The following is a 12850-nucleotide window of genomic DNA, read 5'->3' as shown; positions in this document are numbered from 1 at the left end:
CCAAATTATTTATGAATTTAACTCATTTAAACGTGCTTTGACTTTTGCTTGTTTTTCCAAATAATCCTGCTCTTTTTGTTTTTCCTCATCTACAACAGCTTGTGGAGCTTTATTTAGAAATCCTTCATTCGAAAGTTTTTTCTGAACCCTTACTACTTCTTTCGTCCACTTATCCAGTTCTTTCTCCAAACGTTTAATTTCTTTATCAAAGTCAATCAACCCTTCCAGTGGAAGAAACAGCTCTGCACCTGTTACAACAGCTGACATTGCTTTTTCCGGAACATCAACCTTTGTACTGATTTTTAATTCACTTGGATTACAAAAACGTTCCAAGTAATTACGGTTGTTTTCCAGTTCTGAAACAGTTGCTTCATTTTCCGCCTGGATTAACAATTTAATTTGTTTGGACATTGGTGTATCAACTTCTGCCCGAATGTTACGAACGGACTTAATTATTGAAACGAGTCTTTTCATTTCCTTCGATGCTGTTTCATTATGAAATTCCGATTTCGCTTCTGGCCATGCAGCAACTGTAATTGAGTCTCCCTGATGTGGAAGTTGCTGCCAAATTTCTTCTGTTATAAATGGCATATACGGATGAAGCATGCGCATCGTCTGATCTAATACATACGCAAGAACAGATTGAGTCATTCGTTTCTCACTCTCGTCATCACCGTACAGCGGCAGTTTAGCCATTTCAATATACCAATCACAAAGCTCATCCCAGATGAAATTGTATAAATGACGTCCGGCTTCACCAAACTCATATTTATTTGTATTTTTGGTAACTTGTTCGATCGTTTCGTTTAACCGAGTTAATATCCATTTATCTGCTAATGACTTTTCACCATTTAAATCAACATCCTCATATGTGAAACCTTCCATATTCATAAGCGAAAATCGTGATGCGTTCCATACTTTGTTTGCAAAATTCCATGTTGCCTCAACTTTTTCCCAATGGAATCGTAAATCCTGGCCAGGTGTTGAACCAGTCAACAGAAAATAACGCAGTGAATCTGCACCATATTGTTCAATAACGTCCATTGGATCTACACCATTGCCAAGTGATTTACTCATTTTGCGACCATCGGCATCACGAATCAAACCATGAATCAGTACATCTTTAAATGGTCTTTGATCTGTAAATTCTTTCGATTGGAATATCATACGTGCAACCCAGAAGAAAATAATATCATAACCAGTCACCAATACATCTGTCGGAAAGTGGCGCTTAAAATCTTCTGCATCCAGATCAGGCCAGCCCATTGTTGAAAACGGCCATAATGCTGAGGAAAACCACGTATCAAGTACATCATTGTCCTGCTCCCAATTTTCGATATCAGCAGGTGCCTCTTTTCCAACATACAGTTCATTTGTTTCCTTATGATACCATGCAGGAATTCGATGTCCCCACCATAATTGTCTCGAAATACACCAATCACGAATGTTCTCCATCCAGTGCAGATAGGTGCGTTCAAATCGATTTGGAACAAAGTTAACTTTTTCATCACGTTGTTGCAGTTCAATTGCTTCGTCCGCCAATGGCTGCATATTTACGAACCATTGTGTTGATAAATATGGTTCAACAACTGCGCCGCTTCGTTCTGAATGGCCTACCTGGTGTATGCGTTCCTCAATATTAAAAAGCACACCCTGGTCCTGTAAGTCTTTAACGATTTGTTTACGACATTCAAAGCGATCAAGTCCTTCATATTTACCAGCATTTTCATTCATTGAGCCGTCTTCATGCATCACGAGTACCCGTTCTAAATCATGACGATTCCCAATTTCAAAATCGTTTGGATCATGTGCAGGTGTTATTTTGACAGCACCTGAACCTAACTCCATGTCAACATATTCGTCAGCCACAATTTCTATTTCACGTCCAACTATTGGCAATACTACCGTCTTACCGATTAAATGACTGTATCGATTGTCACTTGGATGTACGGCTATTGCTGTATCCCCAAGCATTGTTTCTGGTCGAGTTGTTGCAATTTCAATCGTTTCAGCACTATCTTTAATTGAATAACGCATATGATAAAATTTTCCCTGAACTTCTTCATAGATAACTTCAATATCAGAAAGTGCTGTTTTGGTATTAGGATCCCAATTGATAATATATTCGCCACGATAGATAAGATTTTTTTTATACAACGTTACAAACACTTCACGTACTGCGTCTGATAAGCCTTCATCCATTGTAAATCGCTCGCGTGAATAATCAAGTCCCAAGCCTAACTTTTCCCATTGGGCACGGATGAAGTCAGCATATTCCTCTTTCCAATCCCAAACAGTATCAAGAAACTTTTCGCGGCCTAAATCATAGCGATTTTTACCCTGTTCTTTCAATTTAGCCTCAACCTTGGCCTGTGTTGCAATACCTGCATGGTCCATTCCTGGAAGCCATAGTACATCAAAGCCCTGCATCCGCTTCATTCTTGAAATTGTATCCTGCATCGTCGTATCCCATGCATGACCTAAATGTAGCTTACCAGTTACGTTAGGCGGCGGAATAACAATTGTAAATGGTTCCTTATCTTCATCCCCAGTTGCTTCAAAGAACTTACCATTCACCCAAAAATGATACCGGTCTTTTTCAATTTCCTGTGGATTGTACTTCGATGACATCGTTGTTTTACCCTCTTCACTCATCATTAAATCCTCCCTCTTTTGGCAGATAAGAAAGTATAACTACTTTCTTACTGCATAAGTGCAACTAAGGCAATTCGCCCAAAGGCTTGGCGAATGCCAAGTTTTCTAATTTAGTGAAATAAAACAAAAAAATCCTCTCCATCCAATAAAGGACGAAAAGGATATATTCCGTGGTACCACCTTCGTTCACAAGCAGTTAAACTTGTGCACTTGATTCGTTGATAACGGCTAACAACCGGCTCTCTTCTACTGCATTATTTCAAAGAAGCTGCATCAAGGGCGACCTTCCAAAATAATATTCCTGGGAATTTCCCACCATACATTCCCTCTCTATTAGGTAATTATCTCGTACTCTTCCCTATCATCACATTTACATATTATTATTCATTTTATCGGTTACTGAAAATAAAATCAACTATTATTATATGAATTGCACAAAACAACACTATATATACATATTATATTAAAAAAACACATATGAGGTGATAAGAGTGGCGAGATATTACCGATACAAACTGCCCCCATGGGCGAGAAACAGCATTATTGTTATTGAACGAGTAACTTTACCGATTCTAATATTTCAATTAATCCGGACAATGTTATTTCCAACTTCATTTGACGTATTTCTACTTGGCATATTAGTTGGAATATTTATCGCATTCTATCTGGAATGGATTTAAATTTCTTTATTATTATCTTTAACTGATGTTTCCTTTTCAACAAACTCGAACCATTTCAAGCCAAACAACAGCTGGCGGGAAGTATACTGCAGCTCCTTTACTTGATTAATCATCGTATCGTTCGATGGATTGTCAATATAATCTTGAATTTTCTTTATGTAAGGGTATGGATTCAATAAATAAATCACGAGTAAATACAGTTCGCTTTTTTTCAGTATATTGTTGTTGGTATATGCTGAAAATGAATCAGTTAATTGTGACGACGATTGGTCATAGTTGCGCACAAGTTGTTTTAGTAAAATCGACAAATCCACAATAGCATTATCATAATTTGCTTTTTCCCAATTTAGTATATACGTATCATTGTGATGAAGTATATGCTCTAGGTTTAAATTCCCATGACATAGGCTATAATTCCACTCTTTATCATTCTGCATTTGACTTATAAATAAGTCAATGCAATTATTTAACACCGTGAGAACGTTGTCCATAATCCGAAAATGCGTACAAACTAATAATTCAAATGGTGACATAAATCTATATTTTTCAAACAACTCAACAAAGTACAACTCTCTTTTATATAGTTCCGCGACGTTCTTCTGGTAATCGGTGAATTTGCTGATTAATGTGTCGGTCTGAATAAATTGTGTTCGCTTTGTCTTAACATGTATTTCCCCAATTGCATTATATAAATTTTTAATTACTTGCTGATGATCAAGTTTATAAGATGATAACCAAGGTGTTAAATAATAAAACGATTGATTATTTACTTCATATAATTTTGATTGCTTTGTTAAATAGACAGGCAATATACTTTGGATGTTTTGTGTATATGCTTGGTGATAAACATATTCCCATACCTCCAAATTACTTTCAGTAAGATTGCTTTGCTTTAACGCATAATAATGCTTTCCATCACTGATACGAAATAGCCGTTTCGATATCTGTTCAATTTTATATGGATGGATTCCGTATTTTTCGGCTATTTTATGAATTACTTCTTTCACACTACATTTCACCACCCTTTCAAATATATACCCCTTACTTAACGAAGCAAGGGGTATTAGCTGTTAATTTTTCTTAAAAGGAATGTACAATAATTGACCTTCTTCAAGACTATCATCACTTAGATTATTTTGTTTCACTAATTGAAGTGCTGGTATCTGATAACGTTTAGCAATTGATTCTACCGTGTCTGTATTTTGGACAATACACAACCGCATCTTAGCATATCGATCATCATCATCGCTTCTGAACATATCTGCTAAATAGCTAACATCTTTGGTTTCACTTGATCGACTTTCATAGCTTTCTTCCATATAATCAGATTCAGTATAGTTTAATGTTGAGGATTCCTGTGAACTTTCATCTTCAGGTGAACTTTCTACCGGTTCCTTCTTGAAAAATTCAGCAAGTGACTGTGACTTCTTGCTTTTCCAGCGTTCTTTTTCTGGTGATACACTCTCTTCTACTTCCGGGGATAACGTAGGCGCATTCTCCGGTGTAAACTGGCTATCTGGTTCAGAAGCTTCATTTTCTGCTTTAATATCAAACTCAAACGTTTCCTCTTCCCGTGGTGGTAAAAATTCATTACCAGTTTCTATTACTTTTCCAGGTGCAGCCTCGGTTTGATCGCTAATCCCATGTATTTCAATTCTTGAGCTTAATTTAAGTTGACTCTGATTTGGTATTTCATAATCAAAGGATTCAATGTTCACCGTCACATCGTTTAAGTCTGCAACACGATATGTTGGAACAGAAATTTCAACTGGGAAACGGTGAGTAAACTCTGACTGGCCGTTATCCAGTTCTACCACTTTCTCAACATAACGTCTAGAATGGTAATCATCAAAATCTAATGTATCTTCAGCCTCTACGTTTGAAAATACTTCCTTTTGATATGAACCTTGAAGTTCAATTACTCCTCGAATCGAAATAAAATCGTTAAATGGCTGGATAGAAATTTCCGGGTCCAATGAAATTCCCAGCATTTCTGCAACTTCCTGTCCTTCTTCAAAATAAAGCGATTCATTTAAATCAAAGCTGAATACTTCCCGATTATTTGACAAATGACTTCCTCCCTTCAACATATATTCCATATGCTTATATGTCTTATTTCAACTATATGAAATATAAACAGAGGATATGCTTATACCTATTAGAAAACTTGCCTTATCGAAAAAGGAGGATTTTAATAAAGGGTAAATTTCATTCTTAGAACCCTCTTACACTTTGGAGTGCAAGCTTAAGTTACTTATGCAATAAGAGGGTATTTATTAAGTGCTAAAAAAAGAGGTCGGGACAAAAGCGTTTAAGTCAAAGTAAAATCCGAACTATGATTCAAAATTCTTGAAATAGAATTCGAATTAGTCCGGATTTATTTTTTTGATTAGATATAAACTGCGAAATACTTTTTAAAAAGTTTGAGTGCTATTATGCCGCTCCGGAAATACACTTCGCGCAGAAAAAAGAAAATCGACGAAACCGCCACTTTGCGCGGAAACGTCGACCCACCAGTGATGTGCAGCGCAATCCCTGCATCGATAGACAGGAGCTTGTGCTGTTGATCTTTTTACTTTTCAATCTTTGAGAAAGCGTTGCGTACAGCTTGTAATGTCTTATCGATATCTTCATCTGTATGGGCAGTCGATAGAAACAATCCTTCAAACTGTGATGGTGGCAAAAAGATTCCTTCTTCAATCATTGCCCGGTAATATTGTGCAAAATAATCAAGATTGGAATTTTGAGCTGTTTCATAATTAAATACTGGTTCGTACGTAAAGAAAAAGCCAACCATTGATCCAGCGCGATTAATCTGAAGTGGGATCTTAAAATCGATTGAAGCTTGTTTATAACCTTCGACCAATTTGTCCACTTTTTCATTTATTTCATCATAGGATGATTTATCTAAAGCACTTAGTGTCTCATAACCAGCTGTCATAGCAAGTGGGTTACCTGATAATGTGCCAGCTTGATAAATAGACCCTGTAGGTGCTACGCTTTCCATAATTTCACGTTTACCACCATATGCCCCAACAGGAAGTCCTCCGCCAATTACTTTACCCAAGCAAGTCATATCAGGTGTGACCCCAAAGTAACCTTGTGCACAATTGTATCCGACACGGAAACCTGTCATAACCTCATCAAATATGAGTACAGAGCCATTTTCGTCAGTTACTCTTCTCAATTCCTGCAAAAAGCTAGCTTGTGGTGGTACAACACCCATATTACCCGAAACTGGCTCAACGATAACAGCGGCAATCTCACCACCATATGTTTCAAATGCATAGCGCACACTTTCTACATCATTATAAGGCACTGTAATTGTATTTTGAGCAATCGATTCAGGTACACCAGGACTATCTGGCAAGCCAAGTGTAGCAACACCAGATCCGGCTTTGATTAGGAGTGAATCACCATGACCATGATAATTTCCTTCAAATTTCAGGATTTTATCCCGACCTGTATATCCTCTTGCAATACGCAAAGCACTCATAGTAGCTTCTGTGCCTGAATTCACCATACGTACCATTTCAATTGACGGTACACGGTCAATTACCAATTGTGCAAGTTTGTTCTCTATTATAGTTGGTGCACCAAAACTTGTGCCTTTTTCTGTGATCTCTTTTAATTTGGAAACCACCCGATCATCAGCATGTCCCAAAATTAACGGACCCCAGCTTAACACATAATCAATATACTCGTTTTGATCGATATCCGTTATTTTAGAACCTTTTCCTTGTTCCATAAATATCGGTGACATACCAACTGATTTGAATGCTCGAACAGGTGAATTTACTCCACCTGGCATTAGATCCACTGCTTCTTTATATGCATCTACCGAATTATCAAAGTTAACCACAATTAATCACCTCAACTTTAAAATTTTATTCATTAAGCCATTTTGCTACGTCTTTCGCAAAATAGGATATAATCAAATCTGCTCCTGCACGTTTCATTGCAGTCATCTTTTCAAGTACCAATTCTCTTTCATCAACCCAGCCATTCTTAGCTGCTGCTTTAACCATTGCATACTCACCACTCACATTATAGGCAACAACCGGTGTGTTAACAGTATTTTTAACATCGCGAACAATATCCAAGTATGATAATGCTGGTTTAACAATTAGGAAATCTGCACCTTCTTCTACATCTGACTCTGCTTCACGTAATGCTTCAAGTCGATTTGCCGGATCCATCTGATAAGATTTACGATCTCCAAATTGTGGTGTACTATCAGCAGCATCACGGAACGGACCATAAAAGGCAGATGAATATTTAACTGCATAAGACATAATAGGAATATTTGTGTATCCAGCCTCATCAAGTGCCTGGCGGATAACAATCACAAAGCCATCCATCATGTTGGATGGGGCTATTATATCAGCACCTGCTTCTGCCTGTGATACAGCTGTTTTAGCTAAAAGTTTTAGTGATTCATCATTATCAACATCCTGGTTATGGATGACACCACAATGTCCGTGAGATGTGTATTCACACAAGCATGTGTCAGCAACTACCAGCATTTCCGGAACTTCCTTTTTTATGCGTCGAGTTGCCTCCTGTACGATCCCAGTTTCAATAAATGCCCCCGTGCCCTGTTCGTCTTTTTCATTCGGTACACCAAAAATCATAACAGCCTTTATCCCAAGGGAACGTAATTCTTCCATCTCATCTTTTACAAAATCTAGCGAAATCTGAAACACACCTGGCATGGAGGATACTTCATTTTTAATATTTTCTCCTTCAACAATAAAAAGCGGATAAATAAAGTCATCCATTCTCAGATGATTTTCACTTACCAATGATCGCATTGCGGATGAAGAACGTAACCGACGATGTCGTTTGAAATTCAAAGCTTTTACCATCAAAATCTACCCCTTCCTAGCTATATAGTCAATGATTTGCTCGAGCATTCCATCAATCGTGAATTGCTCAGGTGTTAAAGTGTTTGTTATTCCAAATTCCAATGCACGTTTTTTGGTAGTGGTTCCTATGCAAACAAATACTTGATTCTTACGTATTTGACCGTCTTTCATTTCACTAAAAGCTTCTACTGCAGAGGGACTAGTAAATGTTATGAAATCCAGTTTATTCTGATTTAACAATTGATTTAACTCGTCTTTCACACGAAAGTTATACGTTGTTTCATATACTTCTATAGTGTCAAAACGGATTTTATGTTTTGTAAACCAATCAGGCAGAACTTCTCTGGATTTGTTTCCCCGGACAATAAGCAGAGGCTCATCTATTACAGTATATCTCGCAGTAAACTCAGTTGCCATCGCATCAGCATTATAGATTGAAGGAATAAAATCTGACTTGCATCCGTATGCTTCCAAAGTTTGTGCAGTCTTATGGCCAACGGTCGCAAATTTAATCTTGTCGAATACATTACTCATCCATTTATATTGATTAGCAAGTTGAAAAAAGCAGGCTACACCGTTAGAACTAGTGAAAAAAATCCATTTATAGTGATGTATGTTTTGTAGCTGTTGCTTATTTTCAGGTATATCCTTACATGAAATTTTCAAAAGAGGTATTTCAATTGGTTTTCCGCCATGCTGTATAACTTTTTCGGAAAATTCCTTTGCTTGATTTCCCTCACGGGTAATTAAAATTCTTTTTTCATGTAAAGGTATTGACATTAGTCGTCAAGCTCCTCTTTTACTTGATCGACAATCTCCTTTGCACCTTGGTTTATCAGTTTTTCGGCTGCTTCTTTGCCAACTGCTACAGGATCTGTTCCACGAACAACCTCTTTCAAAATTGTTTTGCCGTCAGGTGTTCCGACCAATGCAGTTAAGACCATTTCATCTCCTTGTAGATAAGCATAACCTCCGATTGGAATTTGACAGCCACCTTCAAGTAGATGCAGAAATGTTCTTTCAGCAGTAACCGTTTTTGTTGTATATTCATCATTAATTTTATCTAATAATTCTCTTAGTTCATCATCATCTTCACGGCATTCAATTGCTAAAGCACCTTGTCCAACTGCAGGTACACAAACTTCAGGCTCTAAATATTCTGTGATAAGTTCTTCACTTAAACCAACACGTTTTAGTCCTGAAACTGCAAGAATAATAGCATCATAATCTTCTTCATCCAATTTACGAATTCTTGTTTCAATATTTCCGCGAATCCATTTAACTTCAACGTCTGGCCGTTCGGCAAGAACTTGTGCAGATCTGCGTAAACTGCTCGTTCCTACAATAGCACCTTCGGGTAGATCATTTAATGCTACATTGTCTTTTGCAATATAGGCATCACGATGGTCTTCTCTTTCTGGCACAGAAGTAATTGTAAGTCCTTCAGGCATCTGTGAAGGCATATCTTTCATGCTATGTACAGCCAGGTCAATTTCTTTATCATACATAGCTTGTTCAATTTCTTTAACAAAAAGACCTTTTCCACCGACTTTTGACAATGTTACATCAAGTATTCGATCACCTTTTGTTACAATCTTCTTTACCTCAAATTCATTTTTGATCCCAGCTTTTTTTAATTGGTCTATCACCCATTCAGTTTGGGTTAATGCTAGATTACTTTTCCTAGACCCAACAACAATTTTTCGCATTTAAACGCCCTCCTAAATATATTACGATTAGAAATGAAAATTCGATAATATGTTAAACAAAAAGAAATTAATTAATAAAATCAGAAATGCAGCTGTGTTATAAATTGATATAGCTTTTCCTTGATATCCTTTTACAAGACGCAACACTAAATAAATGACATAAACAACTAAAACCAGTATGGAACCAATCGTTTTCAAATCAAACCAATAAAATTCGGCATTCGATACATATGCCCACACAACACCAAGAATAATCGCAATTGTTAATAATGGAACTCCTAGTGTTACTGCTTTAAAAGAATAAGAATCCAGCCGATTTAAATCCCCAAATCTCCACATCCATCGCAATCCTTTCTTTTCTTTTAAAAACCGATACTGCGTGATATACATTATAGAAAAGAGAAAAGAGATGGTAAAAAATCCATAGGAGACTATAGCAAGTGTTACATGTGTAATCAGTATTTCATTTACGAGCTGAATTCCTCTACCTTGCATATGTTCCTGCGCCCTTGTTGAAATGTATAACAGTAATATAAAGAAACCTAATAAATTGGTGAAGAATAAAATAAAATGAATTTGAAAAAGTTTATTTATGATTAGTGAAAAAGAAACGAGAACCCATGCATAAAAGTATAATCCATCATACAATGTGAACACTGGAAAACTTTTTTCGATAAAAACTTGATTGAATAAAAAAGCGGTTTGAATAATCCAAACCATACTAAGTAACCAGAAGGCTATTCTGTTTGCCCTCCGGTTATGTTGTATAAAATCAATAAAGTACCCAATTAAACTAAGTCCGTAAATAATAAGGATAATTTCATAAAGCCATTTCATTTCGAACATATTGGAAATCCTTTCATCTTACTGTGGTGACGTTCTTTCTAAAACAGGAAAGGATACTTCTTCATTTTGTTTTATTTTTGTTGAACTTTCATTTTTTTTTGTTTGTTTCGATAGTTCCTTTTGAACTTCCTCTTCAATCCCAAATATATTTACAAAAAGTTCCAAAGACTCGTCTCTGTTTTTATCAGCCGCTAATTCTTTTGCTTGTGTTACAGGTTCCTTCAGGAGCTGATTAATAATACTCTTTGTATGCTTATTAAGCACCTTTCTCTCCCGTGCGGTTAAGTCGGGCATTTTCCGTTCAATACTTTTCATTGTTTCTGCTTGAATGGACAACGCCTTTTGACGAAGCGCAGAAATTACTGGAACAACGCCTAGTGTTTGCAACCACTCTTTGAAAGCAACGATTTCAGATTCAAGCATAATTTCTATACTCTCTGCGGCTTTTTCTCTAGCAGCTAAGTTTTTATCAACTATCCCCTGTAAATCATCTATATCATATAAGAACACACTATTTAATTCACCAATTCCAGGATCTAAATCTCTTGGAACGGCAATATCCACTAGAAATAGTGGTCTGCCTTTACGTTTCTTCTGGATTGGTTCAATAACTTCTTTTGTTAATACAACAGAATCTGAGCCTGTTGAACTGATTAAAATATCAGCATCATTAATAAGGTCATGTAAATGGTCTGTATGTGCTGCCTTGGCCTGAAACTTTTCAGCTAATGCTTCAGCTTTTTCATAGGTTCGATTTACTACAGTAATCTTTGTTGCACCAGATCCGTGAAGGTTTTTGGCAGCTAGTTCACCCATTTTTCCGGCACCTAAGATAACTACATGCTTCTGTTCTAAATCACCAAATATTTTCTTGGCCAATTCAACAGCTGCATAGCTAACAGACACAGCATACTGTCCTATCGCTGTATCCTTATGGGCCCGTTTCGCAAACGTAATTACCTGTTTAAATAATTCATTAAATACGGTTCCAGTAGTATGCATATTCTGAGCAGTTGAGAACGCTTGTTTAACCTGCCCGAGTATTTGTGTCTCGCCTAAAACCATGGAATCAAGTCCTGCAGAAACACGTAATAGATGCTCTATTGCTCCATCACTTTCTGATATCCGCAAGTAAGAAGAAAATTCTTCCTTATCTATTTGAAACCAATCAGCAAGGAATTGTTTGATATAGTAACGTCCTGTATGAAGCTGATCAACAACCGCATAAATTTCGGTACGATTACAAGTGGAAACAATTACATTTTCCAAAATACTTTTTTGCTCTTTTAAAAGAAGCATGGCCTGATCGATATTATCTTCAGAAAAGGTTAATCTTTCCCTAGTTTCGACAGGGGTTGATTTGTAATTAAATCCAACTTTAAGTATGTGCACGATAACTACCCCCAAGAGCTTAAAACATTTCTCAATTATTACAATTATAACATAGGTAATTCTTCACATTTTTGATAAATGTGAACAGAATTTGAAACTATATGTTAGGATATTCGTATATTGTTATATAACTCGTGTGTACTCTATCATACGAGTACATTAGAAGCAAGAATTTTGCATATTTAATCGTATCCTGGAAGAGGTGTTCTACAATGAAACGACAAAATTCGTTCGTAGCATATATATTAATTGGAATAGGAGTTTACTTTTTGCTAAGAGAACTTAGAATTCCCATTATAACTGATTTTTACTCATGGCCAACATTTCTTATTATAATTGGGCTCGCATTACTTATACATAGTTACACATCTAAAGATTATCAGCACTTATTCAGCGGAACAATTGTATTGGGTCTGGGTATCCACTTTCACGGAATAGAACACTACGCATTCTGGATAGATCATTGGGCTGTATACCCAATGATTGTTGGGATAGCTTTTATAATTCGATCCCTTAGAACTAAAAAAGGCTTCCTAACCGGTCTAATATTTACTGGTACGTCAATTCTCTTTATGTTTTCTGTAAAATTACCACCAACATTTAATTGGATATATGATGTTACAGCATTTCTTGAGAAGTTCTGGCCAGTAATACTAATTGGCATAGGTATTTATTGGCTGAAAAAGAAAAAATAATCCTC

The 12850-nt window shown here is 36.5% G+C and carries 11 protein-coding genes and 1 other annotated feature; of the genes, 2 read left to right on the top strand and 9 right to left on the bottom strand.

Annotated elements, in window-relative coordinates; all coding sequences use genetic code 11:
* Positions 1–9: 9 nt before the first annotated feature.
* Positions 10–2655 carry a valine--tRNA ligase gene (locus BMY13_RS07295; protein WP_175476740.1) on the bottom strand — a complete coding sequence of 882 codons (2646 nt, stop codon included), beginning with the start codon at positions 2653–2655 and terminating at the stop codon, positions 10–12.
* 145 nt (positions 2656–2800) lie between these two features.
* Positions 2801–3029: a binding site (T-box leader), on the bottom strand.
* A 117-nt stretch (positions 3030–3146) separates the two neighbouring features.
* Between BMY13_RS07295 and BMY13_RS07290 the strand changes: the two genes are divergently transcribed.
* On the top strand, positions 3147–3335 hold the full coding sequence (locus BMY13_RS07290) for a hypothetical protein (protein ID WP_092492421.1): 189 nt from the start codon (positions 3147–3149) through the stop codon (positions 3333–3335).
* Here BMY13_RS07290 and BMY13_RS07285 read toward each other — a convergent pair.
* The 8 genes from BMY13_RS07285 to hemA form a co-directional block, all read right to left on the bottom strand.
* Positions 3332–4342 (bottom strand): protein kinase family protein, encoded by a 1011-nt coding sequence (locus BMY13_RS07285; RefSeq protein WP_092503640.1) that lies wholly within the window; start codon positions 4340–4342, stop codon positions 3332–3334. The genes BMY13_RS07290 and BMY13_RS07285 overlap by 4 nt on opposite strands.
* Before the next feature lie 63 nt (positions 4343–4405).
* Positions 4406–5404, bottom strand: a complete 999-nt coding sequence (locus BMY13_RS07280; RefSeq protein WP_092503638.1) for a LysM peptidoglycan-binding domain-containing protein — start codon at positions 5402–5404, stop codon at positions 4406–4408.
* Between the two features lie 503 nt (positions 5405–5907).
* Positions 5908–7197, bottom strand: coding sequence for a glutamate-1-semialdehyde 2,1-aminomutase (gene hemL / locus BMY13_RS07275; protein WP_092503635.1), 1290 nt, complete (start codon positions 7195–7197; stop codon positions 5908–5910).
* Between the two features lie 25 nt (positions 7198–7222).
* Positions 7223–8203, bottom strand: coding sequence for a porphobilinogen synthase (hemB, locus tag BMY13_RS07270; RefSeq protein ID WP_092503633.1), 981 nt, complete (start codon positions 8201–8203; stop codon positions 7223–7225).
* Between the two features lie 6 nt (positions 8204–8209).
* Positions 8210–8983 carry a uroporphyrinogen-III synthase gene (locus BMY13_RS07265; RefSeq protein ID WP_092503631.1) on the bottom strand — a complete coding sequence of 258 codons (774 nt, stop codon included), beginning with the start codon at positions 8981–8983 and terminating at the stop codon, positions 8210–8212.
* Entirely contained in the window at positions 8983–9912 is a 930-nt protein-coding gene (gene hemC, locus BMY13_RS07260) for a hydroxymethylbilane synthase (RefSeq protein WP_092492415.1), read from the bottom strand. The genes BMY13_RS07265 and hemC overlap by 1 nt, the downstream gene beginning before the upstream one ends.
* A gap of 27 nt (positions 9913–9939) precedes the next feature.
* Positions 9940–10758: a cytochrome C assembly family protein gene (locus tag BMY13_RS07255; protein WP_092492414.1), complete on the bottom strand. Its 819-nt coding sequence runs from the start codon at positions 10756–10758 to the stop codon at positions 9940–9942.
* A gap of 18 nt (positions 10759–10776) precedes the next feature.
* A complete protein-coding gene (hemA, locus tag BMY13_RS07250) occupies positions 10777–12150 on the bottom strand; it encodes a glutamyl-tRNA reductase (protein ID WP_092492413.1) in 1374 nt (457 codons plus the stop codon).
* Positions 12151–12362: 212 nt separating this feature from the next.
* Between hemA and BMY13_RS07245 the strand changes: the two genes are divergently transcribed.
* Entirely contained in the window at positions 12363–12845 is a 483-nt protein-coding gene (locus BMY13_RS07245) for a LiaI-LiaF-like domain-containing protein (RefSeq protein WP_092492412.1), read from the top strand.
* The last annotated feature ends 5 nt before the right edge of the window (positions 12846–12850 follow it).

This window comes from Virgibacillus subterraneus (assembly GCF_900110695.1).
GTDB classification, from domain to species: domain Bacteria; phylum Bacillota; class Bacilli; order Bacillales; family Amphibacillaceae; genus Lentibacillus; species Lentibacillus subterraneus.
This window is presented reverse-complemented; position numbering and strand designations above follow the sequence as displayed.